The 24,313-nt window shown below is 72.7% G+C and carries 22 protein-coding genes, 5 tRNA genes and 2 pseudogenes; 19 read left to right on the top strand and 10 right to left on the bottom strand.

All coding sequences use genetic code 11. From position 1 onward, the window contains the following. Positions 1-44: 44 nt before the first annotated feature. A pseudogene (locus ACIRO3_RS17530) lies at positions 45-302 on the bottom strand (hypothetical protein); the annotation flags it as partial. An 85-nt stretch (positions 303-387) separates the two neighbouring features. Here ACIRO3_RS17530 and ACIRO3_RS17525 point away from each other — a divergent pair. The 3 genes from ACIRO3_RS17525 to ACIRO3_RS17515 all read left to right on the top strand — a co-directional run bounded on the left by ACIRO3_RS17525 (position 388) and on the right by ACIRO3_RS17515 (position 4,048). Next, entirely contained in the window at positions 388-939 is a 552-nt protein-coding gene (locus ACIRO3_RS17525; RefSeq protein WP_404137398.1) for a TetR/AcrR family transcriptional regulator, read from the top strand. Beyond that, complete coding sequence (locus ACIRO3_RS17520) at positions 936-2,480, top strand: MFS transporter (protein WP_404137395.1); 1,545 nt, start codon at positions 936-938, stop codon at positions 2,478-2,480. The genes ACIRO3_RS17525 and ACIRO3_RS17520 overlap by 4 nt, the downstream gene beginning before the upstream one ends. Positions 2,481-2,563: 83 nt before the next feature. Further along, positions 2,564-4,048 carry a membrane-associated oxidoreductase gene (locus tag ACIRO3_RS17515; protein ID WP_404137392.1) on the top strand — a complete coding sequence of 495 codons (1,485 nt, stop codon included), beginning with the start codon at positions 2,564-2,566 and terminating at the stop codon, positions 4,046-4,048. Positions 4,049-4,066: 18 nt separating this feature from the next. On the opposite strand, the gene ACIRO3_RS17510 is transcribed toward ACIRO3_RS17515, so the two are convergent. Then, entirely contained in the window at positions 4,067-4,696 is a 630-nt protein-coding gene (locus tag ACIRO3_RS17510; RefSeq protein ID WP_351763380.1) for a lysophospholipid acyltransferase family protein, read from the bottom strand. Between the two features lie 305 nt (positions 4,697-5,001). Here ACIRO3_RS17510 and ACIRO3_RS17505 point away from each other — a divergent pair, with 305 nt between their 5' ends. The 3 genes from ACIRO3_RS17505 to ACIRO3_RS17495 all read left to right on the top strand — a co-directional run bounded on the left by ACIRO3_RS17505 (position 5,002) and on the right by ACIRO3_RS17495 (position 7,343). Beyond that, entirely contained in the window at positions 5,002-6,156 is a 1,155-nt protein-coding gene (locus ACIRO3_RS17505; RefSeq protein ID WP_404137390.1) for a glycerophosphodiester phosphodiesterase, read from the top strand. A gap of 124 nt (positions 6,157-6,280) precedes the next feature. Further along, on the top strand, positions 6,281-6,802 hold the full coding sequence (locus tag ACIRO3_RS17500) for a sigma-70 family RNA polymerase sigma factor (RefSeq protein WP_361785466.1): 522 nt from the start codon (positions 6,281-6,283) through the stop codon (positions 6,800-6,802). Positions 6,803-6,839: 37 nt separating this feature from the next. After that, complete coding sequence (locus ACIRO3_RS17495; protein ID WP_361785469.1) at positions 6,840-7,343, top strand: GNAT family N-acetyltransferase; 504 nt, start codon at positions 6,840-6,842, stop codon at positions 7,341-7,343. 79 nt (positions 7,344-7,422) lie between these two features. Here the strand turns inward: ACIRO3_RS17495 and ACIRO3_RS17490 are convergent, their stop codons facing one another. Next, entirely contained in the window at positions 7,423-7,854 is a 432-nt protein-coding gene (locus ACIRO3_RS17490) for a hypothetical protein (RefSeq protein ID WP_404137387.1), read from the bottom strand. Position 7,855: 1 nt separating this feature from the next. Beyond that, positions 7,856-8,224 carry a hypothetical protein gene (locus ACIRO3_RS17485; protein ID WP_366000844.1) on the bottom strand — a complete coding sequence of 123 codons (369 nt, stop codon included), beginning with the start codon at positions 8,222-8,224 and terminating at the stop codon, positions 7,856-7,858. A gap of 185 nt (positions 8,225-8,409) precedes the next feature. Between ACIRO3_RS17485 and ACIRO3_RS17480 the strand changes: the two are divergent. The 9 genes and pseudogenes from ACIRO3_RS17480 to ACIRO3_RS17440 all read left to right on the top strand — a co-directional run bounded on the left by ACIRO3_RS17480 (position 8,410) and on the right by ACIRO3_RS17440 (position 19,897). Beyond that, a pseudogene (locus tag ACIRO3_RS17480) lies at positions 8,410-8,674 on the top strand (HAD-IA family hydrolase). Between the two features lie 383 nt (positions 8,675-9,057). Beyond that, the gene (locus ACIRO3_RS17475; RefSeq protein WP_361785478.1) at positions 9,058-10,125 is read left to right on the top strand and encodes an ATP-binding cassette domain-containing protein; all 1,068 of its coding nucleotides are present in this window, start codon (positions 9,058-9,060) and stop codon (positions 10,123-10,125) included. Next, positions 10,122-10,790, top strand: a complete 669-nt coding sequence (locus ACIRO3_RS17470; RefSeq protein WP_361785481.1) for a methionine ABC transporter permease — start codon at positions 10,122-10,124, stop codon at positions 10,788-10,790. The genes ACIRO3_RS17475 and ACIRO3_RS17470 overlap by 4 nt, the downstream gene beginning before the upstream one ends. Before the next feature lie 111 nt (positions 10,791-10,901). Beyond that, on the top strand, positions 10,902-11,762 hold the full coding sequence (locus tag ACIRO3_RS17465; RefSeq protein WP_361785484.1) for a MetQ/NlpA family ABC transporter substrate-binding protein: 861 nt from the start codon (positions 10,902-10,904) through the stop codon (positions 11,760-11,762). Between the two features lie 176 nt (positions 11,763-11,938). After that, positions 11,939-12,619, top strand: coding sequence for a GNAT family N-acetyltransferase (locus tag ACIRO3_RS17460; RefSeq protein ID WP_404137382.1), 681 nt, complete (start codon positions 11,939-11,941; stop codon positions 12,617-12,619). Positions 12,620-12,680: 61 nt separating this feature from the next. Then, complete coding sequence (gene cbiE, locus ACIRO3_RS17455; RefSeq protein ID WP_404137379.1) at positions 12,681-13,898, top strand: precorrin-6y C5,15-methyltransferase (decarboxylating) subunit CbiE; 1,218 nt, start codon at positions 12,681-12,683, stop codon at positions 13,896-13,898. 236 nt (positions 13,899-14,134) lie between these two features. Beyond that, positions 14,135-17,533 carry a nicotinate-nucleotide--dimethylbenzimidazole phosphoribosyltransferase gene (cobT, locus tag ACIRO3_RS17450; RefSeq protein ID WP_404137376.1) on the top strand — a complete coding sequence of 1,133 codons (3,399 nt, stop codon included), beginning with the start codon at positions 14,135-14,137 and terminating at the stop codon, positions 17,531-17,533. 272 nt (positions 17,534-17,805) lie between these two features. After that, positions 17,806-19,023, top strand: a complete 1,218-nt coding sequence (gene cobA, locus ACIRO3_RS17445; RefSeq protein ID WP_366000848.1) for a uroporphyrinogen-III C-methyltransferase — start codon at positions 17,806-17,808, stop codon at positions 19,021-19,023. 43 nt (positions 19,024-19,066) lie between these two features. Continuing rightward, positions 19,067-19,897: a TrmH family RNA methyltransferase gene (locus ACIRO3_RS17440; RefSeq protein ID WP_404137372.1), complete on the top strand. Its 831-nt coding sequence runs from the start codon at positions 19,067-19,069 to the stop codon at positions 19,895-19,897. Positions 19,898-19,948: 51 nt separating this feature from the next. Here the strand turns inward: ACIRO3_RS17440 and ACIRO3_RS17435 are convergent, their stop codons facing one another. Continuing rightward, the gene (locus tag ACIRO3_RS17435; protein WP_404137369.1) at positions 19,949-21,103 is read right to left on the bottom strand and encodes a serine/threonine-protein kinase; all 1,155 of its coding nucleotides are present in this window, start codon (positions 21,101-21,103) and stop codon (positions 19,949-19,951) included. Positions 21,104-21,655: 552 nt separating this feature from the next. Between ACIRO3_RS17435 and ACIRO3_RS17430 the strand changes: the two genes are divergently transcribed. From ACIRO3_RS17430 to ACIRO3_RS17415, 4 genes are all read left to right on the top strand, one after another. Beyond that, positions 21,656-21,841 (top strand): hypothetical protein, encoded by a 186-nt coding sequence (locus ACIRO3_RS17430; protein WP_053684373.1) that lies wholly within the window; start codon positions 21,656-21,658, stop codon positions 21,839-21,841. Positions 21,842-22,111: 270 nt separating this feature from the next. Next, the gene (locus ACIRO3_RS17425; protein ID WP_404137366.1) at positions 22,112-22,408 is read left to right on the top strand and encodes a hypothetical protein; all 297 of its coding nucleotides are present in this window, start codon (positions 22,112-22,114) and stop codon (positions 22,406-22,408) included. Beyond that, positions 22,396-23,391, top strand: a complete 996-nt coding sequence (locus ACIRO3_RS17420) for a phosphotransferase family protein (protein WP_404137363.1) — start codon at positions 22,396-22,398, stop codon at positions 23,389-23,391. Before ACIRO3_RS17425 ends, ACIRO3_RS17420 begins: the two co-directional genes overlap by 13 nt. 66 nt (positions 23,392-23,457) lie before the next feature. Beyond that, entirely contained in the window at positions 23,458-23,763 is a 306-nt protein-coding gene (locus ACIRO3_RS17415) for a zf-TFIIB domain-containing protein (protein WP_404137360.1), read from the top strand. 46 nt (positions 23,764-23,809) lie between these two features. On the opposite strand, the gene ACIRO3_RS17410 is transcribed toward ACIRO3_RS17415, so the two are convergent. From ACIRO3_RS17410 to ACIRO3_RS17390, 5 genes are all read right to left on the bottom strand, one after another. Beyond that, positions 23,810-23,884: transfer RNA gene (locus ACIRO3_RS17410), tRNA-Val, on the bottom strand. 50 nt (positions 23,885-23,934) lie between these two features. Then, positions 23,935-24,006 (bottom strand) — tRNA-Val (locus tag ACIRO3_RS17405). A 19-nt stretch (positions 24,007-24,025) separates the two neighbouring features. Next, positions 24,026-24,097 (bottom strand) — tRNA-Val (locus tag ACIRO3_RS17400). A 1-nt stretch (position 24,098) separates the two neighbouring features. Then, a tRNA-Cys gene (locus ACIRO3_RS17395) sits at positions 24,099-24,172 on the bottom strand. 43 nt (positions 24,173-24,215) lie between these two features. Beyond that, positions 24,216-24,288: transfer RNA gene (locus ACIRO3_RS17390), tRNA-Gly, on the bottom strand. Positions 24,289-24,313: the final 25 nt, after the last annotated feature.

Raw genomic sequence — 24,313 nt, 5'->3', positions numbered from 1 at the left:
CCTTCGGCGTGCCGCGCCGTCCGTCCGCCGGTTGCCCGTCCGTCCTACGCCGCCCAGTGCGCCAACGCGTCGAAGCCGGCCCGGGTCAGCCCGATCCGCTCGTCGATCCGCATCAGCAGGGTGCGCGCCGGATGGCGCTGGTCGACGTACTCCCGGTCCATCGCGGTGATGTCGTCGTCGATCCACGCGAAGGGCCGCCCTCCTGCGTACTCCAGGACGTACTGCGTCTTCCAGAAGGTGCCGTGCGGCGCCCGGCCGTGCATCTGCGGCCAGTCGATGTACGGGAGCCGGGGCAACCCCAGGATTCCTTCCGCCGTCCGCAGGGGCAGCTGATTTTCTGGTCACTTCAATGAGACAAACTTGTCTCATTCGGGTTATGGTTGTCTCATGGCCATGGATCGTGACCAGGTGCTCCGCGACGCGGCGGCCCTGCTCTCCCGCAAATCGACCGCGACGATGGACGAGGTCGCCCGCGCCGCCGGCATCGGCCGCGCGACTCTCCACCGGCACTTCGCCGGCCGTGACGCCCTCGTGCGGGCCCTGGAGGAACTGGGGATCCGCGAGTTCGAGGTGGCGTTCGACAACGCCCGCCTCGGCGAGGACACGGCCGTCGACGCGCTCACCCGGCTCGTCGCCGAGGTGGAGCCCAACGCCCAGCTGCTGGCCTTCCTCGTCACCGAGAACCAGCTGTTCGAGGGCGACGAGGTCAACGAGGGCTGGGCCCGGCTCGACGCCCGCGTGAGCGCCCTGTTCCGGCGCGGCCAGGAGGAGGGGGACATCAGGATCGACCTGACCCCCGCCTGGCTCACCGAGGCCCTCTACGGGCTGGTCGGCACCTGCGCCTGGGCCGTCATGGACGGCCGGGTCGCGGCCAAGGACTTCCAGTACATGATCATCGAGCTGTTGCTCGGTGGCGCACGACGGAGCGTGGAGAAATGAGTCGTACCGAAGAGCTGAGCAGGCGGACGGGGACGGAGGGACAGAGTCGGGGGCGCTGGCTGGCGCTCTCCGTGCTCGTCCTGGCCGTGCTGCTGGTCGCGGTCGACGCCACCGTACTCGGCCTCGCGACCCCCGCCCTCAGCGAGGACCTCAAGCCGTCCGGCACCCAGCTGCTGTGGATCGGCGACATCTACTCCTTCGTCATCGCCGGCCTGCTCGTCTCCATGGGCTCCCTCGGCGACCGCATCGGCCGCAAGAAGCTGCTGCTCATCGGTGCCACGGCCTTCGGCGCCGTCTCCGTGCTCAACGCCTACGCGAGCAGCCCCGAGATGATGATCGTGGCCCGCGCCCTGCTCGGCGTGGCCGGCGCCACCCTGATGCCGTCCACCCTGGCGCTGATCCGCAACATCTTCCACGACCCCAGGGAACGCAGCCTCGCCATCGGCATCTGGGGCGCCACCGCCTCGGCCGGCGCGGCCGTCGGTCCCGTTGTCGGCGGAGCGCTGCTCCAGCACTTCTGGTGGGGCTCGGTCTTCCTCATCAACCTTCCCGTGATGATCGTCCTGGTCATCGTCGGCATCAAGCTGCTGCCCGAGTCCAAGAACCCGGTCGCCGGGCCCTGGGACCTGGTCAGCGTCGCCCTCTCCCTCGTCGGCATCATCGCCGTCGTCTACGCCGTCAAGGAAGCCGCCACCCACGGACCCTCGTGGGAGGCCGCGGGCATCGCGGTCCTCGGCTTCGGAACGCTCTACGCCTTCGTGCGCCGCCAGTTCACGCTGACCGCGCCGCTGCTCGACATGCGGCTGTTCAAGCACCGCGGCTTCTCCGGCGCGGTCCTCGCCGACCTGCTCACCGTCTTCGGGCTGTCCGGGCTGGTCTTCTTCCTGTCCCAGTTCCTCCAGCTCGTCCAGGGGCGCCAACCGCTGGAGGCGGGCCTCGCGGAGCTGCCCGCCGCGATCGGCGCCGTGGCCACGGGTCTGCTCGCCGGCCGGTACGCCCGCAAGTACTCGGTACGGGTACTGGTCAGCGGCGGCCTCGCCGCCATCGGCGCGGCCCTGGCCGTCCTGACCGTGATCCACAAGGAGACCGGGTACCCGCTGCTCGGCGCGGCCCTGCTCGTCGTCGGCCTGGGCGCGGGCTTCTCCTTCACGGTCACCGCCGACGTCATCCTCTCCAGCGTCCCCAAGGAACAGGCCGGGTCCGCCTCGGCCGTCTCCGAGACCGCGTACGAACTCGGCGCCGCCCTCGGCATCGCCCTGCTCGGCTCCATCGTCACCGGCGTCTACCAGGGCTTCAACGCCCCGGCGTCCGTCTCCGGCCCGGTCGCCGACGCGGCGCACGAATCGCTCGGCGGCGCCGTCGAAGCGGCCAAGTCGCTGGACCCGCAGACCGCCCGGACCATGGTCGACGCGGCGCAGATCGCCTTCGTGGACGGGCTGCGACTCGCCTCCGGCGTCGGCGCGGCCGTCCTGCTGGCCACCGCCGTGGCCGCCTGGTTCCTGCTCAAGGGGCAGAAGCTCCAGGACGGGATCGAGCACTGATCGCGCTGCCCTGATCGCCGGTCAAGGAAGGCTGTCCCGCGCGCGGTTGACAGTCCGTCGACGGGCGGGACACCATCCCGGCGATGGAGATCAACGAGCTGACGCCGGCCGAGCGCCGCGTATGGGACGCCTTCCCGCGCGGCGAAGGCGTCGACTTCAGGCCGTCGCCCGACGAGGACTCCTCGGGCGGCGCCTCCTGGGGGCCCGAGCGGACCCTGCGCGCCGAGGTGATCACCGCCCTGGTGCTGAGCGGGGCCCCGGCCGCCGGCCAGGTGCCGGGGCTCAACGTCAGGGGCGCCCGGATCACCGGCAAACTGGACCTCAAGTACGCGGTCGTGCCGTACGGGATCCGCCTGCGGGGCTGCTGGTTCGAACGCAAACCCCTCGTCCACGGGGCCCAGCTGCGCGCCCTCGTCCTGTCCGACTCGACGCTGCCCGGCCTGACCGGCGCCACCGTGAGCGTCGACGTCGCGCTGCGACTGTCCTGCTGCCGGATCACCGGGCCCGTCCGCCTCCAGGGCGCCCGGATATCCGGCGGCCTCTTCATCCGGCGGGCGGTCCTCGGGAACCCGGACGCGCCCGACGGACAGGATCCGGACGAGGAACCGCTGCTCCAGATCAACCACGCCCAGATCGCCACCGACGTCATCGCCATGGACCTCACCGTCCACGGCCAGACGCGCGTCAACGGCGCCGTCGTCGGCGGCCAGATCAACCTCGACGGCGCCCGCCTGTACGCCCCCGGCGGCACCGCCCTGCACGCCGAGAACCTGACCGTCGGAACCGACCTGCGGGCCATGCGGATGGAGGCCCGGGGCCGGGTCAACCTCAGCGGAGCCCGCGTCCCGGGCCAGCTCAACTTCGCCCACGCCCGGTTCGTCAACCCCGGCGGGGTCGCCCTGCGCGCGTCGAGCTGCGTGATCGGCGAGGTCTGGCTGCGGTCCTGCGCGAAGCTCCAGGGCGACGTCAACCTGCGCCGCTCCACCTTCGACCTGCTCCACATCGAGCCCGACACCTGGCCGGAGCGGATCCGCCTCGACGGCCTGACCTACCGCACCCTCGCCCCGCACCTGCCGGCCGAGCGACGGCTCCCCGCCCTGGAACGCGAGGAGTCCGGGTACCTTCCGTACGCCTACGAGCAGCTCGCCGCGGCCTACCGCACGGTCGGCGACGAGCTCGCGGCCCGGACCGTCCAACTCGCCAAGCTCCGCCGGCACCGGCGCACCCAGCCGCGGCACGCCCGGCTGTGGGGACTGCTGCAAGACGTCACCGTCGGCTACGGATACCGGCCGATGCGGGCGGCGGGCTGGCTGCTGGCCCTGCTGCTCACGGGGTGGATCGCGTACGGGCTGGAGCCGCCGCCGGCGCTGAAGGCGGACGAGGCCCCGCAGTTCAACGCGGTGTTCTACACGATCGACCTGATGCTGCCGATCATCGGATTCGGGCAGGAGGGCGCCTTCGCACCACGGGGCCGGTACCAGTGGCTGTCGTACCTGCTGATCGTGACCGGCTGGATCCTCGCCACGACCACCGCGGCGGGCGTCAGCCGGTCACTGCGCCGCCAGTAGCGGCGGCGGGGGACCGGATCAGGCGGCCTTCGCCTTGGTGGCGTACATGTCCACGTACTCCTGGCCGGACAGGCGCATGACCTCGGCCATCACCGAGTCGGTGACGGCGCGCAGCACGTAGCGGTCGCGGTCCATGCCCTCGTACCGGGAGAACTCCATCGGCTCGCCGAAGCGCAGCGTGACCCGCCCCGGGCGGGGCATGCCCTTGCCGCCGGGCTGGAGCTTGTCGGTGCCGATCATCGCGAACGGCACCACGGGCGCGCCCGTCATCAGGGTCAGACGGGCGATGCCGGTGCGACCGCGGTACAGCCGGCCGTCGGGGGAGCGGGTGCCCTCCGGGTAGATGCCGAAGATCTTGCCCTCTTCGAGGATCCGGCGACCGGTCATCAGGGCCGCGACCCCGCCGTTGGCGCCGTCCCGGTCCACCGGGATCATCCCGGAGCCGGTGAAGAACCAGGCCATCACGCGACCCTTGAGGCCCTTGCCCGTCACGTACTCGTCCTTGCCGATGAAGTGCACCGTCCGGTCGCACACCAGGGGCAGGATCATCGAGTCGATGAAGGTGAGGTGGTTGCCCGCCAGGATCACCGCCCCGGTGCCCGGAATGTTCTCGATGCCCTCCACCTTGGTGCGGAACATCAGCCGCATGACGGGTCCGACGGTGGCCTTGATGAGCGCGGTACGGAACAACGTGAGCCCTCCGGCATCGAAACGCGGGTTGCGCACCACACAGTGGTAGTGCAGGTGAGGACGATACTCGCGGGTCATCACTGATCGCACATCGGGTTCACGTGTCGGATACGCAGTGTTGACGCGCGTTCGCGCCAAATTCGGCCACGCGGCCCCTGCGGGCCATCCACCGCTGCCTACCATCGGCACGCCGATTCGGGCCGTCTGACACCGGGCCACCACAGGCCCCGGGACCACCGGCCCCTGTCCGAACGGGGAGTGGCATGACGCAGGGTGGGACGGCGCGGCGCGCGGTACTGGGAGCGGCGGTCCTGGCGGCGGGAGGCGGGCTCGTCGGACTCTCGGCGCCGACCGCCGCGGCCGCGGGCACGGGACGCGGCGGCTACCGGGACCTTCCCGTCCCGACGGTGATCGGCCATCGGGGCGCGTCCGGCTACCGGCCCGAGCACACCCTGGGCTCGTACGGACTGGCCCTCGACCTTGGCGCCGACATCATCGAGCAGGACCTCGTCCCCACCAAGGACGGGCACCTCGTGTGCCGTCACGAGAACGAGATCGGCGGCACCACCGACGTCGCCGACCACCCCGCGTTCGCGTCCCGGCGCGCCACCAAGTCCGTCGACGGGGTCTCCGTCACGGGCTGGTTCACCGAGGACTTCACGCTCGCCGAACTGAAGACGCTGCGCGCGAAGGAACGCATCCCCGCCGTCCGCCGGCGCAACACCCTCTACGACGGCCGGTGGGCCGTGCCCACCTTCGAGGAGGTGCTGCGCTGGGCGGACCGCGAGGGCGACCGCCGGGGCAGGCGGATCTGGCTGCACGTCGAGACCAAGCACCCCACGTACTTCCGGGGGCTGGGCCTGGGCCTGGAGGAACCGCTGGCCCGGCTGCTGCGCCGGTACGGCCGCGACGGCCGCGACGCGCCCCTCTTCCTCCAGTCGTTCGAACCGTCCAGCATCCGGCGGCTCGCCCGGCTGGTGTCGGCCCCCCGCGTGGTGCTGCTGTCGGCGGCGAACACCCGCCCGTGGGACTTCGAGGTCGCCGGCGACCCGCGCACGGTCGCCGACCTGGTCAAGCCCGCCGGCCTGAAGTGGATCGCCGGCTTCGCCCAGGGGATCGGCCCGACCCTCGACCTGGTCGTGCCGCGCACCGCGGACGGCCGGCTCGGCGAACCGACCACGCTGGTGCGCGACGCCCACGCGCGCGGCCTGCTGCTGCACCCCTACACGGCGCGGAACGAGAACAGCTTCCTGCCGGCGGAATACCGCAGGGGCACCGACCCGGCCGACTACGGGGACGCCTTCGGCGCCTTCCGTAAGTACTTCGAACTGGGCATCGACGGGATCTTCACCGACAACCCCGACACCGGACTGCTCGCGGCCGAGGACTTCCGCCCGGGCCGCGGCGCACGCGGCTAGACCGCACCCGCGGCCCCGCCGGGAACGCCGGCCGAACGCGTCAACGGGCACACGGAGTTTCTCGTACGAGTGTTCCGGGTCCGGCGCGGAAACCGCCGGGCCGAACCCCCGCGTCCCGCCCGGCATGGAACTGCTGAAGGACGCCGACCTCCTGAACGAACTGGGACCGCTGCTCTCCGCCGAGGCGGCCGCGGAGGCGCCGGCCGCCGGAGTGGACGCGGCCGACCTGGAACAAGCCGTCTGGGTCAGGCTGCTGGAGGGCGGGCCCGCCCCCGAGCCGGCCGACCGCGCGAGCTGGCTGCGCCGGGCGGTGCGCGCCGAGGCCCGCGGGGCGCGCCGCCGGGCCCGGCGCGAAGTCCCCTACGGCGCCCGCCCGGGCAGCGCCGGCGCCGAACCGGAGGACGCGGCCCTGCACGGGGAGGTCAACCGTGTCCTCCGATCGGCTGTCGCCCGGTTGCCCGGACGTTGTCCGGAACTCATAGGGGCACTTCTGTCGCCCAGGGATCTCACCTACCGTGAAATCGCAGGAGAGTTGGGTATCTCACAAGGAAGTTTGGGACCCGTACGTTCCCGTTGCCTGGGATGTCTGCGCAGAATGCTGGCTGCAGAGGTTGCGGCTCCTGACCTGCGGGGAAGGGAGCGGTAGACCAACGGGCCACCAGGTGAGCGGGAGGCATGCGCACATGGGCATGAGTGTGACCATTTCGGCGGCGGCCGCCGAGGACGCGGAGCAGATCTTCAAGCTGCAGTACCTGGCGTTCCAGCGCGAGGCCGAGCTGTACGGCAACTACCTCATCCAACCGCTCACCCAGTCGCTCGACTCCCTGAAGGCGGAGCTGGAGACGGACACCGTGCTGGTGGCCCGACTCGGCGACGAGGTGGTCGGCACCGTCCGCGGCAACGTGGACGAGGACGGCACGGGCAGCATCGCCAAGCTCTGCGTCCACCCCCGCCTCCAGGGCCACGGCCTGGGCGCCCGGCTGCTGCGCGCGGTCGAGGCGGCGCTCACGGACGACGGCGGGACCAGCCGCTTCCGCCTGCACACCGGCCACAAGAGCGAGGCCAACCTCCGGCTGTACCGCAAGGCGGGCTACATCCGGGTCGGCGACCGCACCGCCTCCGACGGCGTGCTGCTGGTGATCCTGGAGAAGGAGGCGAAGGCCTCGGACTTCGCCGTCAGCGCCTGACCTCCCGTCACCTCCGGTCGGCCGTCCCCACCTCGGGGCGGTCGACCGTCACCACCGGCCGGCCCCCGGGGTGGAGCCCTCAGCCCTGTCGGCGCCGGCGCAGCCAGAGCATCCCGGTGATCGGCAGGATCACCGGGATGAACAGGTAACCCATCCCGAAGTCCGACCACACGGTCGCGTCCGGGAAGGCGTCGGGCTCCACCAGCGTCCAGGTGCCCACGACCAGTACGCCGGTCAGCTCGGCGGCGCAGCAGACCCGCGCCGCCTTGCGGGCCGTCTCCCCGCCGCGCACCAGTGAGTACGTGATGAAGGCGTAGACCAGCGCGGCCACCGCCGACAGGGCGTACGGCAGCGGCGCCCGGTCGAACTCGGTGGAGATCTGGTAGGCCGACCGGGAGACCGCGCCGACCGTGATCACCCCGTACAGCCAGACCAGCAGCAGGCCGGGTCCGGAGACCAGCCGTTCGCGCGCCGGGGCGGGCGGGGCCGCGGCGGAATCGGTGTCGGGCATGTCAGGCACCGGCGGTTCCCCAGATGTCGTAGAGGCGCACTTCGAGCACGGCCAGGACGACCGCGCCCGCGGCCACCGTCACCGAACCCCACTTGGTCCGCTCGGTGAGCGAGAGCATCCCGGCGGCCGGGACCGCCGCGAAGGCACCCAACAGGTAGGCCACGAAGATCACCGTGCCCTCGTCGGCCTTCTCGCCCCGACCCAGCTGCACCAGGCCGATCACCAGCTGGGCCAGGACCAGCACGGTCACCACGGCCATGCCGATGAAGTGCCAGTCCTTGGTCGGCTGGTCCCGCAGTGCGGCGAAACCGCACCAGGCGGCGAGGGCGAGTGCGGCCACACCGATGGCGACCGTCAGGGCGTCGAGCATGCAGCGAGGGTATTACGGGCCGAAAGACCCGATGCGCTCACCCCTCGGCGCGGGCTTTCCTGGAAGGCGTGAAGCCCGCAGACGCACATCACGAGCGCGCGGCCGCGCACGACACCCCTGCGGGCACCTGCGTCACGCGGGTCGACGCCCTGCTGTTCGACAACGACGGCACCCTGATCTCGTCCATGGAGTCGGCGCGCCGCTGCTGGACCCGGTGGCCCGCGAGCACGGGATCACCGCGCAGGCCTTCCGGGTCGATCCGGCCCGCTGCGTGGTCTTCGAGGACGCCCCCGCCGGCCCGGCCGCCGGTCGGGCGGCCGGCATGCGGACCGTGGCCTTGACCACAACCCACCCGCCGCGCGGCTCGACGCGGACGTGGTCGTGCGGGACCTCCCGGCCGTGTCGGTGCAGGTCACGGGCGCCGGTGTGACGGTCCGGACAGGCGGCTGAGACTGATCAGCGCTGTCCGGAATGTGGTCGATAATCGTCCGCTATCCGGACGTCATTGATCGGTGAGGTGACAGGTCTGCTTTACTGGGGCCATGACCACGACGAGCAGCCGCACCCTTGCGACCGAGGCGACCACGACGCCCGGTGCTCGTTGTATGTGTCGAATGTGCGCCTTCTGAGGGCCCCTTCCTTGCAGTCTCGCGCCCCGAAGCGAGACCGGCCGAGCCCCGTCCGGCACCACCGTGTGACACCCGGAACGCTCCTGCCCCGCGCACACGCCGCCATCGCCGTTTCGTGATGGTTCGCCCCGTGACGCGTCCCCTGATGTTTGCCCCGTGCCCGGCACCCCGCACCGCCGTGCACTCGACAGCGACGGAATTCCTGTGATCACCACATCGGGCCTCACGAAGGTCTACCAGTCCCGTGGCCGCGAGGTCACCGCCCTGGACGGCGTCGATCTCCACGTCCGCGAGGGCGAGGTCTTCGGAGTCGTCGGCCAGAGCGGCGCCGGCAAGTCCTCCCTCATCCGCTGCGTGAACCTGCTGGAGCGCCCCACCACCGGCACCGTCACCGTCGACGGCGTGGACCTCACCGCGCTCGCCGGCCGCGGCCGGCGCGCCGGCAGGGAACTCCGCGAGGCCCGCAGCCGCATCGGCATGGTGTTCCAGCACTTCAACCTGCTGTCCTCGCGCACCGTGCAGGCCAACATCGAGCTGCCCCTGGAGATCCTCGGGATCTCCGGCCGCGAGCGCTCCCGCAAGGCCGCCGAGCTCCTCGACCTCGTGGGCCTCGCCGACAAGGCCAAGGCCTACCCCGCCCAGCTCTCCGGCGGCCAGAAGCAGCGCGTCGGCATCGCCCGCGCCCTGGCCGGCGACCCCAAGGTGCTGCTCTCCGACGAGGCCACCAGCGCCCTGGACCCCGAGACCACCCGCTCGATCCTGCAGCTGCTGCGCGACCTCAACCGACAGCTCGGCCTGACCGTCCTGCTCATCACCCACGAGATGGACGTGGTCAAGGCCGTCTGCGACTCCGCCGCGCTGATGAAGAACGGCCGGGTCATCGAGTCCGGCACCGTCTCCGAACTGCTGGCCACCCCCGGCTCCGAGCTGGCCGCCGAGCTGTTCCCCGTCAGCGGCGCCGCCGGCGGCCCCGACCGCACGGTCGTCGACGTCACCTTTCACGGCGAAGCCGCGACCCGGCCGGTCATCTCCCAGCTCTCGCGGACCTACAACATCGACATATCGATCCTCGGCGCGGCGATGGACACCGTCGGCGGGAAGCAGATCGGCCGCATGCGCATCGAGCTGCCCGGCCGCTACGAGGACAACGTCGTTCCCGTGGGCTTCCTGCGCGAGCAGGGCCTCCAGATCGACGTGGTCGACGAGGTCGAAGACGTACAGACCGCGGTGAACACGATCACCGACGCACTGGTCAAGGAAGGTGCCAAGTGACCTGGTCCGAGATGCAGCCCCTGCTCACCCAGGGCACGTACGACACCCTGTACATGGTCCTGTGGTCCACCCTGGTGACCGTCGCCGGCGGCCTGCCGATCGGCATCCTCCTCGTTCTCACCGACAAGGGCGGCCTGCTGCGGAACCAGCCGCTGAACAAGGTCCTCGGCGTGATCGTGAACATCGGCCGCTCGCTGCCGTTCATCATCCTGCTGATCTTCCTGATCCCGGTCACCACGGCGGTCGTCGGCACCTTCATCGGCCCCACCGCCATGATCGTCCCGCTCGCCATCGGAGCCATCCCCTTCTTCGCCCGGCTCGTCGAGACGTCGGTCCGCGAGGTGGACCACGGCCTCGTCGAGGCCGTCGAGTCCATGGGCGGCGGCGTACCGACCCTGGTCGGCAAGGTCCTGCTGCCCCAGGCCCTGCCCTCCCTGATCGCCGGCGTCACCACCACCGTGATCACCCTCGTCGGCTACTCCGCCATGGCGGGCGCCGTCGGCGGCGAGGGACTCGGCTCCAAGGCCATCACGTACGGCTTCCAGCGGTTCGAGACCGGCTTCATGGTCGCCACCGTCGTGGTCCTGATCGCCCTCGTCACGATCATCCAGCTGATCGGCGACGGCGTGGTGCGCGTCCTGGCCCGCCGCGGCCGGACGGCCTGAACCACCCCCCAAGACCCACCCCCAGAGAGCCCGCACTTGTCGTGCTTGGGCCACCACCCCGCAAGAACCGCGCGCGATCCGCGCCCTTGCAAGCAATGAAAGGCACTCTTCGTGCGTAAGAACATCAAGCTCACCGCCTTCGCCGCCGCCTCCGCCGCGCTCGCCCTCGGCCTCACCGCCTGCGGCAGCTCCTCGGACCCGTCCGCCAAGAGCGACGGCGGCACGGTGGACGAGAGCAAGCCGCTGGTCATCGCCGCGTCCCCGAGCCCGCACGCCGACATCCTGAACTTCGTCAAGGACAAGCTGGCGGCCAAGGACGGCCTCAAGCTGGAGGTGAAGGAGTTCACGGACTACGTCCTGCCCAACACCGCCACCGAGCAGGGCCAGGTCGACGGCAACTACTTCCAGCACAAGCCGTACCTCGACGACTTCAACAAGAAGAACGGCACGCACATCGTGCCCGTCGTGAACGTGCACCTGGAGCCGCTCGGCCTCTACTCCAAGAAGATCAAGGCCATCGGTGACATCAAGGCCGGCCAGACCATCGCCGTCCCGAACGACACCACCAACGAAGGCCGCGCGCTGCAACTGCTCGCCACCAACAACCTGATCACCCTCAAGGAGGGTGTCGGCACGAGCGCCAAGCTGTCCGACATCACCGACAAGAAGGGCCTGGAGTTCAAGGAGCTGGAAGCCGCCACGGTCCCGCGCGCCCTGAACGACGTGGACGCCGCCATCATCAACGGCAACTACGCCATCGAGGCCGACCTGGCGCCCGCCAAGGACGCGCTGGTCCTGGAGAAGGCCGAGGGCAACCCCTACGCCAACTTCCTCGCCGTCAAGGACGGGAACCAGAACGACCCGCGCGTCCAGAAGCTCGCCAAGCTCCTGAACTCCGACGAGGTCAAGAAGTTCATCGCCGACAAGTACCAGGGCTCGGTCGTCCCCGCCTTCGGCGCCCCGAAGGCCTGATCCACAGCGGTACTTCGGCCCCGCACGCCCCCGTCGGCGTGCGGGGCCGCGCTCTGCCCGTTTCCGGGCAACCCGGCCCTGCACAACCCATGGCCGATGCTGCATGCTGTGGCCTACGACCCGCACAAACGGTCCCGCAACACGGTCGCACCACGGTCTCAGGCATGGAGCTGCGCATGACTACCACCTTCCCGGACGTCACCATCAGCACGGACCGGCTGGTGCTGCGCCCCTTCGAGGTGGACGACGTCAGCGCGCTGGTCGAGATGATGAACGACGAGCACGTCATCGCCTGGAGCGGTGCCCCGCACCCGTACACCCGTGCCCACGGGCACCGTTGGGCCATCCGCGAGTCCCACGCCGAACGCACCGAGGGCCGCGGGATCGTCCTCGCCGTCACCGAGTTCCTCACCCACCGCCTCGTCGGCTTCGTCCGACTGACGAACACCGACTGGCGGACCTTCACCACCGAGGTCGGCTACGTCACCGCGCCCTGGGCGCGCGGCGAGGGCTACGCCGGCGAAGCCGTGCTCGCCGTCGCCCAGTGGCTCTTTCGCGACCGAGGGTTCGAACGCCTCGAACTGCGCACCGCCGCCGACAACACCGCCTCCCAACAGGTCGCCCAGAAGATCGGCTGCATCAGCGAGGGAGTCCTGCGCAACGCCTGCATAGTGCGTGCCCAGACCAGCGCCGGCGGCTGGATCGAGACCCGCAGCGACCTCATCGTCTGGGGCCTGGTCCCCGAGGACCTGGACGACGTCGACGGCCACGACGGCCACCCAGGCCACGGCGACCAGTACGCGTTCGGGCAGCGCGCCGACGCGAGCGGATACCCCGTCGGGGCCGACTGGAGCTGACCCGATGACCAGGTAGTCTCACCGTGACCGCCCCCCGACGCATCCCAGGAGACTGACGACGATGGCCGACCGGGTCACGGTGATCGGCTGGGACGGTTCGCCACTGACCGCGGCCGCCCGGTCCGCGCTCTCCGCCGCCACCCTCGTGGCCGGCGCCGCACACCACCTCGCGCTCCCCGAGATCCCCCCGGGCGCCGAACGCATCCGCCTCGGCAGCCTCGGCCTGGCCGCCCGCCGCATCGCCGGGCACCGCGGCACCGCCGTGGTCCTGGCCGACGGCGACCCCGGCTTCTTCGGAGTCGTACGCACCCTGCGCGCCCCCGAACACGGCCTCGAAGTCGAGGTCGTCCCCGCCGTCTCGGCCGTGGCCGCCGCCTTCGCCCGCGCCGGAATGCCCTGGGACGACGCCCAGGTCGTCGTGGCCCACCCCCGCACCCTGCGCCGCGCCGTCAACGTCTGCCGCGCCCACGGCAAGGTCGCCGTACTCACCTCACCCGGCGCCGGCCCCGCCGAACTGGCCCTGCTCCTCGGCGGAGTCCACCGGACCTTCGTCATCTGCGAGGAACTCGGCACCGACCGCGAACGGGTCACCGTCCTCACCTCCGACCGGGTCGCCGACCACACCTGGCGCGACCCCAACGTCGTCATCGTCATCGGCGGCGCCGCCCAGACCGGCGTGGCGGCCGAATCCGGCTGGCTGCTCGGCCAGGGCGTCGCCCACGGCGGCGACCGCGGCTGGGCCCGACCGCAGGCCGACACCGGGGAGGGCGAGTCCGCGCCGCTGCGGGCCGCCCAACTGGCCCGACTCGGCCCGCGCCCCGGCGACCTCGTCTGGGACATCGGCACCGGCTCCGGAGCCCTCGCCCTGGACGCCGCCGCGTTCGGCGCCGCCGTCATCGCCGTGGACGCCGACCCGCACGCCTGCGCCCGCCTCGTCGCCACCGCCCGCGGCCGGGGCGCGCAGCTCCAGATCGTGAACGGCCGCGCGCCGCACGTCCTCGAAGACCTGCCCGAACCCGACGTCGTCCGGGTCGGCGGAGGCGGAGCCGAGGTCGTCGCCGCCGTCGCGGACCGGCGCCCCGAGCGGATCGTCAGCCACGCCTCCACCCGCGACGAGGCCGAGGCCATCGGCCGCACCCTCACCGAACACGGGTACGCCGTCGAGTGCGCGCTGCTCCAGTCCGTCGGCCTCGACACCCGCACCTGGACCGAACGCCAGCGCTCCGTCGTCTTCCTGCTGGCCGCCGAACGCCCCGCGAACCGCCCGGACAGGACCTGAGGAAGAGCCCGGGGTAGGCTGACCGATCGGCGTACTGCCCGCAGACCGCGCGACGTGGCGCAGTCCACAACGGACCGTGGTGATTTCTGGCCGACACGGCGGCTGACGAGCGCGACAATGCTCAGTGGTTGTCGTGCGTACGGGCGAGACGCGAACGCGACGCACGGCGACCCCGCTCGTTGGTCACGTGGGCGTCGGGCGATCGAAGAGGCAACACCGATGGGCGAGGGGTACGCATGACTGACACCGGCCAGGTTCCGGGCGAGGGCCACCCGGACAACGCGGGCATGGTGGATCAGCAGAGCATCCCCGCCCCCGTCCCGCCCCAGATCCCGGCGGGCTACGCCTTCCAGGACCTCGTGGACAACCCGGCCGAGCCGGAGGACGAGGAACTGCTGCTGATGCCGAGCGGCCAGGGCGCGTGGAGCGACCCGCAACTGGTCCCGCCGCCCGCGTTCCCGATCGAGTCGGCCCCCGCGTACGAGGGAGCCCCCGCGTACGAGGAGTACGCGCAGCAGTCCGCGGCCCCGACCGGCCCGTACGCCGACCCCGCCGCGGCCCCCCTGTACGCCGACCCCACCGCCGCACCCCGCTTCCCGGGGCCTGCGGCGCCGCTCTACGCCGAGCCCGCCCCCGCCTACGCCGAGCCCGCCGCCGCGCCCGCGTTCGCCGAGCCCGCGCAGCCGGGCTTCCCCGACGCCGGACAGCCCGAGCCCTTCTACAGCGCCGGTGCCCACGAGGCGGGCGGCCGGGACTCCGGCGCGCTCGACCTCGGCGGCCTCCTGATCCCGACGCCGGCCGCGCCGCCCGTCCCCCCGGCCCCGGTGACCCCCTCCCGGCGCCCCCTGCACATGGGCCCGCCCGTCCCCGAGGCCGGTGGAGTCGTACGGTCCCTCGCCGACCGGGGGCCGGCCGCCGCGCCGCAGAGCCCCGTGATGCCGTTGCGCCAGGCGGGGCCGCCCACCACGGGCCCCGAGTACCTGGACATCCCGCGCGCCGAGGACGCCCCCGTCCCCGCCGCGCCGCAGGGTGAGATCCCGCCGCAGGCCGGCGCCCCGTGGCCCGCCGAGCCGGTGTTCCCGACCCCCGTGGCCGAGCCCGTCGCAGCCGAGCCCGTCGCCGCCGCGGTGGAGCCCGAGTCCGAGACCCCGGTGGAGCCCCTACGGGCCGCCGAGGCCGAGCCGGCCGACCCCGAACCGGTCCCGGCGAACGAGCCCGAGCCGGCTGTCGTCCCGCAGCCGACGGCCGAGGCCGTCGAACCCGTCGAGACGGCCCCGCCCGCCGAGGTCCCCGCGCCCGCAGACGTCGTGGAGGCCCCGACGCCCGCGGAGGCCGGCACGGCCCCCGCACCGCAGCCCGAGCCCGCCCCGGAACCGGTTGCCGCGGTCGAAGCCCCGCCCGTGGTGGTGGAGGCCGCGCCCGAGCTCCCGCAGCCCGTCGAGACCGCGCCGCCGGCCGCCCCCGAGGTGCCCGAGGCCGTCGCTGCGCCGCTTGAGCCGCAGCCGCTGCCCGCCGAGACCGTGGAGAGCACCGAAGCCGCGGCGGAGCCGGCCGAGCCCCAGGCGGCGGAGCCGGCGCCGGTGGAAGCGGTCCCGGCCGCCGAGCCCGTCGTCGAAGCCGTCGTCGTACCCGAGGCACCGGCCGCGCCGATCGCCCCCGCCGCCCCCGCCGAGGTGGAGGAAGCCGAGGTCGAGGCAGTCGCCGCCGAGTCCGCCGAGCCGCAGGAAGCCGCGCAGGCCGTCGAGCCGCAGGAAGCCGCGCGGCCCGTCGAGCCCGCGCCGCAGCCCGTCGAGCCCGTGCACCCCGTCGCGGCCGTGCCCGAGGAGACTCCGCAGACCCCCGAGGCCACCGAACCCGTCGAGGCCGTGGCCCCCGAGCCCCTCGCCGCCGCCCCCGTCGGCGAGCCGGCCCCCGCCGGCTACGACGAGGCCGAACGCGACGCCATCCAGCGGGTCATGCGCGAACGCCGCGACATCCGCAAGGGCTTCCGCTCCGACCCGATCCCGCACGAGGTGCTGCTGCGCGTCCTGGAGGCGGCCCACACCGCCCCCAGCGTCGGCCACTCCCAGCCCTGGGACTTCGTCGTCATCCGATCCGCCGAGACCCGCCGGACGATGCACGAACTCGCCCAGCGCCAGCGCGAGGCCTACGCCAAGTCCCTCCCCAAGGGGCGGGCGAAGCAGTTCAAGGAACTCAAGATCGAGGCCATCCTCGACACCCCGGTGAACATCGTCGTCACCGCCGACCCGACCCGCGGCGGCCGTCACACCCTCGGCCGGCACACGCAGCCGCAGATGGCGCCGTACTCCTCGGCCCTCGCCGTCGAGAACCTCTGGCTCGCCGCCCGCGCCGAAGGCATCGGCGTCGGCTGGGTCAGCTTCTTCGACGAGCGCGAGATGGTCCGCGAGCTGGGCCTGCCGGAGCACCTGGAGGTCGTCGCCTACCTGTGCGTCGGCTACGTCGACGAGTTCCCCGAGGAGCCCGAACTGGCGCAGGCCGGCTGGTCCCAGCGCCGGCCGCTGGCCTGGGTCGTCCACGAGGAGACGTACGGGCGCCGCGCGCTGCCCGGCGCGGAACCGCACGACCTGCTCTCCGAGACGGTCGCCGGCATCCGCCCGCTCGACGCGAAGGCGCTCGGCGAGGCCTGGGAGCGACAGAAGCGCATGACCAAGCCCGCCGGGGCCCTGGGCATGCTCGAAATCATCTCCGCGCAACTAGCCGGTCTGTCCCGCGTCTGCCCGCCCCCGATCCCGGAGCCCGCGGCCGTCGCGATCTTCGCCGGAGACCACGGGGTGCACGCCCAGGGCGTGACCCCCTGGCCGCAGGAGGTCACCACCCAGATGGTGGCCAACTTCCTCGGCGGCGGAGCGGTCTGCAACGCCTTCGCCAACCAGGTGGGCGCCGAGGTCTGCGTCATCGACGTCGGTGTCGCCGGAGACCTGCCCGCCACCCCCGGGCTCCTGCCGCGCAAGGTGCGGCCGGGCACGGCCGACATGTCCGTCGGTCCGGCGATGACCCGCGAGGAGGCCATCGCGGCCATCGAGGTCGGCATCGAGACCGCCCGCGACCTGGTGGCAGCCGGGAACAAGGCGCTGCTCACCGGCGAGATGGGCATCGCGAACACCACCGTGTCGGCGGCCCTGATCTCGGTCTTCACCGGGGTGGACCCGGGCGAGGTCACCGGACGCGGCACCGGCATCAACGACGAGACGCACGCCCGCAAGGTCGAGGTCGTACGCCGCGCCCTGGAGCTCCACCAGCCCGACCCGGCCGACCCGATCGGCGTCCTGGCGGCCGTCGGCGGCCTGGAGCACGCGGCGATCGTCGGACTCCTGCTCGGCGGAGCCTCGCTCCGTACGCCGGTCATCCTGGACGGCGTCAGCGCCGGCGCGGCCGCCCTGGTCGCCCGGGCGATCGCCCCGGAGGCCCTGTCGGCGTGCATCGCCGGACACCGCAGCGCGGAGCCGGGCCACGTGGCCGCCCTGAACAAGCTCGGCCTGCGTCCCCTGGTCGACCTGGACCTGCGCCTCGGCGAGGGCACGGGAGCCCTGCTGGCCCTGCCCCTGGTCCAGAGCGCGGCCCGCGCGATGCACGAGGTCGCCACGTTCGACTCGGCGGGCGTCACCGAGAAGTAGCCGTTCCGGCCGGGGGAGCCGCCGGCCACCGTCCCGGGCATCCGCCCGGGGCGTCGGGCCGCTCCCCCCGGGCTCCGGCCCGGCCCGGTCGGCGCCCCCGCGGCTCGCCGCGCGGCGACGACGCGGCCGGGCCCGCGGGCCCGCGCACCGGCCCCCGGAAGGACCGGTCGGCGACCGGGTCGTATCGTGGACCCGGGCACACCACACCCCGCCCCACCAGCCGCTTCAGCGCCGCAGCGGCCTCACCCCGCCGCATCAGGAGCCGCACCGCCATGGCACATCCCGCCTACCCCGTAGGACTCCGCCTGGCCGGCCGCCGCGTCGTCGTCATCGGCGGCGGCCAAGTAGCCCAGCGACGCCTCCCCGCGCTCATCGCGGCCGGGGCCGACATCCTGCTCATCTCCCCTTCTGCCACGCCCTCCGTGGACGCCATGGCGGAGACCGGCGAGATCCGCTGGGAACGCCGCCGCTACCAGGACGGCGACCTCGCCGGCGCCTGGTACGCCCTGATCGCCACGCAGAACCGCGAGGACAACGAGCGGGCCTCCGCCGAGGCCGAGCGCGAACGCGTCTGGTGCGTGCGCGCCGACGACGCCTCCGCCGCCAGCGCCTGGACCCCGGCCACCGGCCGCGTCGAGGGCGTCACCGTCGCCGTGCTCACCGGCAACGACCCCCGCCGCTCCGCCTCCGTCCGCGACGCGATCGTGGAGGGCCTGCGCGAGGGCACCCTGGCCGCCCCCGGCCACCGACACCGGTCCGCCCCCGGCGTGGCCCTCGTCGGCGGCGGCCCCGGCGACCCCGACCTGATCACCGTGCGCGGCCGCCGGCTGCTCGCCGAGGCCGACGTGGTCATCGCGGACCGGCTCGGCCCCCGTGACCTGCTCGACGAACTGCCCCCGCATGTCGAGGTCATCGACGCCGCGAAGATCCCGTACGGCCGTTTCATGGCCCAGGAGGCCATCAACAACGCCCTCATCGAGCACGCCAAGGCCGGCAAGGCCGTGGTCCGGCTCAAGGGCGGGGACCCGTACGTCTTCGGCCGCGGCATGGAGGAACTCCAGGCCCTCGCCGAAGCCGGCATCCCCTGCACCGTCGTGCCGGGCATCTCCAGCTCCATCTCCGTCCCGGGCGCGGCCGGCATCCCGGTCACCCACCGGGGAGTGGCGCACGAGTTCACCGTGGTCAGCGGCCACGTCGGCCCCGACGACCCGCGCTCCCTCGTGGACTGGGCCTCGCTCGCCAAGCTCACCGGCACCCTGGTGATCCTCATGGGCGTCGACAAGATCGGCCTGATCGCCGAGGCCCTGGTCCGCCACGGCCGCCCCTGCGACACCCCCGTCGCGGTCGTCCAGGAGGGCACCACCGCCGCCCAACGCCGGGTCGACGCCACCCTCGCCACGGTCGCGGAGACGGTGCGCGCCGAGGAGATCCGCCCGCCCGCGGTCATCGTGATCGGCGCGGTCGTCGCGGTTCACACCCCCAGCGCCTGACCGGGCCGTTGGCACCACACCCAGGACAAGGCAGTATCACCCTGTGGCAGATCTCATCACCGTCGAAGACCCCGACGACCCCCGCCTGCGCGATTACACGGGCCTGACCGACGTCGAACTGAGACGCCGGCGCGAGCCCGCCGAGGGCCTCTTCATCGCCGAGGGCGAGAAGGTCATCAGACGGGCCAAGGACGCCGGTTACGAGATGCGTTCGATGCTGCTGTCCGCCAAGTGGGTCGACGTCATGCGCGACGTCATCGACGAACTCCCGGCCCCCGTCTACGCGGTCACGCCCGAACTCGCCGAACGCGTCACCGGCTACCACGTGCACCGCGGCGCCCTCGCCTCGATGCAGCGCAAGCCGCTGCCGACCGCCGGGGAACTGTTCGCGCAGGAGTCGACGGGGCAGCGCATCGGCGTGTTCGAGGGTTTCGTCGACCACGCCAACCTGGGCGCCGCGTTCCGCAGTGCCGCCGCGCTCGGCATCAGCGCCATCCTGCTCTCCCCGGACTGCGCGGACCCGCTGTACCGGCGTGCCATCAAGGTCTCGATGGGCTCGGTGTTCTCCGTGCCGTACGCGCGCCTGGACCAGTGGCCCGCCGACCTGGAGAAGGTCCGCGAAGCGGGCTACCGGATCCTCGCCATGACACCCAGCGAGAAGGCCACCCCCTTGGACCAGGTGCCGGCGGAGCGGTTCGCGCGCTCCGCGATCATGCTCGGTTCGGAGGGCCACGGCCTGTCCACGTACGCCCTGCGGGCCGCCGACGAATGGGTGCGCATCCCCATGGCCGAGGGCATCGACTCGCTCAACGTGGCGGCGGCCTCCGCCGTCGCCTTCTACGCGACCCGCCCGCCCGCGTCCCCGCGGGCGTAGGGCCCGGGCACCCCGCCCGGGGTGCCCGCGACGGGGCCTCCGGGAGCCCGTCTAGAGCTTCTGCGCGGCAGCGATCCCCAGGGCCACGACCAACGTCACGACGATGAACACGATCAGTCGCTGCCGCATCAACCTCGGGTCCGGCCGCGACGGCCGCCGTCCCGTCCCGGTGGTCCGCGGAGAGGTACGACCACCCGTACGGCCGGCCGTGGAGCCCGGGTTGCGGGGGGACGAGGGCCGCGAGTGCGGTCCGCTGTGCGGCCCCGTGGCCCGGGGGATCGTGTTGCCCCCCGTACGCAACTCCGTCCGCTGGTCGACGTACTCCTCGGCGGCCGACCGCTCGGTGCGGCCGCGCTGCGCCGGCGGCCGGGCCTCGCCCAGCCCCTGTGCCTCGCGGGCCGCGATCTCCTTCAGCCGCATCGACAGTTGGAGGGTGCTCGGCCGCTCCTCGGGATCCTTGGCGAGGCAGGCCCGCACGAGCGGCGCGAGGGCGTCCGGGACCCCCTGGAGGTGGGGTTCCTCGTGCACCACCCGGTACAACATGACCTCGGAACTGCCGTGCCCGAAGGGCGAGTCGGCCGTCGCGGCGTAGGCGAGGGTGGCACCGAGGGAGAACACGTCCGTCGCGGGGGTGACGGCCGCTCCGCGCACCTGCTCGGGCGCGAGGAAGCCGGGGGAGCCGACGGCGGTGCCCACATGGGTGAGGGTGCTCGCCCCGGTGGCCCACGCGATCCCGAAGTCGATGATCCGCGGGCCCTTGGGGGAGAGAAGAATGTTCGAGGGCTTGAGGTCGCGGTGGACGACACCGGCCTCGTGCACGGCGACGAGCCCCTCCGACAGCGCGGCCCCGATCGCGGCGATCTGCGCGGCCGTGAGCGGGCCCTCCTCGGCCACCTTGTCGTGCAGGGAGGGTCCGGGAACGTACTGGGTCGCGAACCAGGGCCGCTCGGCCTCCAGGTCGGCGGCCACCAGCCGCGCCGTGCACCCGCCCCGGATCCGCCGCGCGGCGGACACCTCACGGGCGAAACGGGACCGGAACTCCTGGTCCTCGGCCAGATCGGGCCGGATGACCTTGAGCGCGACACGCTGCCCACGCCGGTCGGATCCCAGGTAGACCACGCCCATGCCGCCGGCGCCGAGCCGCCGGTGCAGCCTGAACGAGCCGACGACACGCGGGTCCTCGCGCCGGAGCCGCATCATCGCCATGTCCACCCCGCTGCCCGGTCGTCCTGCTGACGTGCCACAGCTTACGGACCATCCGCCATCGGCGCTCAGAGGCCGCGCCCTCGCCGGTGGATTCGATCGTCAGTGCGGGGCAAGCCACTTGAGGGTTGTTCAGGTGAAGGCGCCGTGCTCGACCCCACTCGCTCGAAGAGGCCCAAACGGCCGTACCGGCAAGGGGATTGGCCCCGTACCGGGCCGATCCGACGGCCGCACCGGAGTGGATCTCACCCGGCGACGGCGCCGGCTTGATCCACACCGCGTGGCAGGACACGCGTGTGCGGGGAGTGACGGAAGTGAGCGAAGTCACTACCCTCCGGTCATCCCCTCCGGGAAGACCCTCAGGACGGGGGACCGGTCTCCACCCAGGGGAGTAGGCCGGGGGTGGCCCCGTCATCCTCCTGGAGGCCTGCCAATGGGTACGGAGGCATGAGGCCAGGCGCCCGCCGGCCGCCTAGTGTTGAAGACAAGCGGCGGGTGGCGCACTCGTCCCCCGAGGTCACAAGCCCGCCGCTGCCAAACGACAGGGAGAGGGCCATGGCGGACATCGCACGGCAGGGACGCAAGGCATTCGCGTTCAACGGCCATGAGTCCGGCAAGCGGCACCCGCTGGTGGCCGCGGCCATGGTCCTCCCCCTGGCCGCCGTCCTGCTCTTCGTCTTCGGAGGGTTCGACCAGGTGGCGGCGCAGGCGTCGTCCGTGGGCGCGATGCTGGGGCGCTGAGCGGCGCCCCGGGTCCGGGAGAGCGGCCCGGGCCGGGACATCGGCCCGTCCAACCCCGTGGGGACGGGGGCGCGACGGACGGCAGGTGAAGGGTGCTGCCCGTACGACTGGGGAGTCGGACGGGCAGCACCCTTTTTCATTCGACCGGCCCCGCCGGTGAGCGGGACACGGGCTCGCCGCGGACGCCCACACCCGCACCCGAGTCCGTAACCTCCTCCTGGGACCGCGGCCGCGCCCGGCGGCGGCGGGGCGACACCGGAGCCGGCCACCATGACCCAGGACGACGCCACCTGGCGCCTGATGCGCGAGGACGTGCTGCTCGGCACGATCACCGTCGAGGAGGCCGACTTCCCCTGGATGTACGGCCGCTTCGCCGCCGAGCCCGCCTTCGCCGAGGTGAAGCCGTGGTTCGACGCCGTCCGGGAGACGATGGCCGCCGAGGTCTACGACGAACGGTTCGACGCCGCGTACGCCCCCATCGCGCGGGCGCTGACCCTCGTCTCCCCCTCGGGTCCGGTGGTCGACTTCCTGCTCCACATCGACGGGACGACCGCATGGTTCCGCTGAACGACCGGCCGGCGGGCCTGCCCGCCGCCCTCGCCGCGTACGCCTCCACGGTGTGGCCCGACACCCCGCCCCACCCGTACGTCCTCCTCGCCGACCGCGACGACGGCACCGTCGTGCGCTGCGGCGCCGCCGTGGTCAAGGCGCACGCCGAGGACACCGACCGGGGCGGGCTCGCCGTACGGATGCGGATCGCGGGGGAGCGGGCGCTGGCCGGGGTGTTGCTGGCGCCGCTGACCGTGGAGGCCGGCCACGTCCTGCGCCGGCCCGTCTCGCTGTGGCCCTACGGAGCTCCCGTCGATCCCGCGCGCCCCGAGGACGCCCCCTGGGAGGAGGTCGCCCGACTCCTGGCCGCCCTCCACCGCGTCCCCGTGCACACCCTCCCCGGGCCGGTTCCGCCGATGCGCGGTCCCGCCAAGGTCGCCCGCGCCCTGCACCGCCTGGCCGAGGCCCTCCCCGACGTCGCGCCGCGGGCTTCCCGTGACGTCCCGGGCCCCGCCGACGCCCGGGCGGTGTGGAACGCCGCACGGTCCCTGCCCGGCTGGGCGCGCGGGGCGGGCGAACCGCCCCCCGGCGACGCCCTGTGCCACGGGGACCTGCACCTCGGGCAACTGGTGCGCTGCCCGGCCCCGGACGGCGCCTGGCGGCTCATCGACGTGGACGACCTCGGGCTCGGCGTCCCCGCCTGGGACCTGGCCCGCCCCGCGGCCTGGTACGCCGCCGGCCTGCTCGCCCCCGAGGACTGGCTGTGCTTCCTCGACGCCTACCGGGCAGCCGGCGGGCCGGCCGCCGGTCCTCCCGGCGCCGACCCCTGGCCGGAACTCGACGTCGTCGCCCGGGCCCTGACCGTACAGACCGCCGCACTGGCCCTGGCCAAGGCGGCGGCCGGCCATCGGGACCTCGACGAGGGGGAGCGGCTGATGGTGGACTCCTGTGCCCGAATTTCCGCCCTCCCGCCCGAGTTGGAGCCGCAGCCTCCGTCGTAGGGTGAGCCCCACGCCACCGGGGCGTCCCTCCGGTGGCGACGCACACGGCGAGGAGTTGATCCGGTCATGCAGTGTCCGAAGTGTCACGCGATGATGCACACCTACAACCGCAACGGCGTCCAGATCGAGCAGTGCAGCGGCTGCCGCGGCATCTTCCTCGACTACGGCGAGTTGGAGGCGCTGACCCGCCTGGAGTCGCAGTACACCTCCCAGCAGTACGGCCAGGTCCCGCCGCCCGCCCCCTACCCGGCCCAGCACGGGGCCCCGGCGCCCGCGCCGGCCTGGGGCGCCCCCCAACAGCACGGCGGCTACGGCCACGGCCACGGCAAGCACCAGCGCGGCGGCTTCGGCCGGATGCTGTTCTCCTCCTGACGACAACGCGGAAGCCCCGGCCGTCGAGACGGCCGGGGCTTCCGGGTGGTGCGCGATACTGGGATTGAACCAGTGACCTCTTCCGTGTCAGGGAAGCGCTCTCCCGCTGAGCTAATCGCGCGGGAACGGCTTGATGGCCGCAAGTGAAGCACGTGTTGCGATGGTACAGCGTGCGCGATACTGGGATTGAACCAGTGACCTCTTCCGTGTCAGGGAAGCGCTCTCCCGCTGAGCTAATCGCGCGGGGATCCTTGCGGACCAGTGGACGATACTGGGATTGAACCAGTGACCTCTTCCGTGTCAGGGAAGCGCTCTCCCGCTGAGCTAATCGTCCTTGGAGGTGGAGACGGGATTTGAACCCGTGTAGACGGCTTTGCAGGCCGTTGCCTCGCCTCTCGGCCACTCCACCATGGAGCTGCGGGGGTTCTCGGGAAGGATGATCCCCCACTTCGAGCGGACGACGAGACTCGAACTCGCGACATCCACCTTGGCAAGGTGGTGCTCTACCAACTGAGCTACGTCCGCAGGTCACCGTGTTTGCTCCGGGGTG

This window comes from Streptomyces sp. NPDC102278 (assembly GCF_044766345.1).
GTDB lineage: Bacteria > Actinomycetota > Actinomycetes > Streptomycetales > Streptomycetaceae > Streptomyces.
The sequence above is the reverse complement of the archived record's forward strand: the minus strand, read 5'-3'. Positions and strand labels throughout refer to the sequence as shown.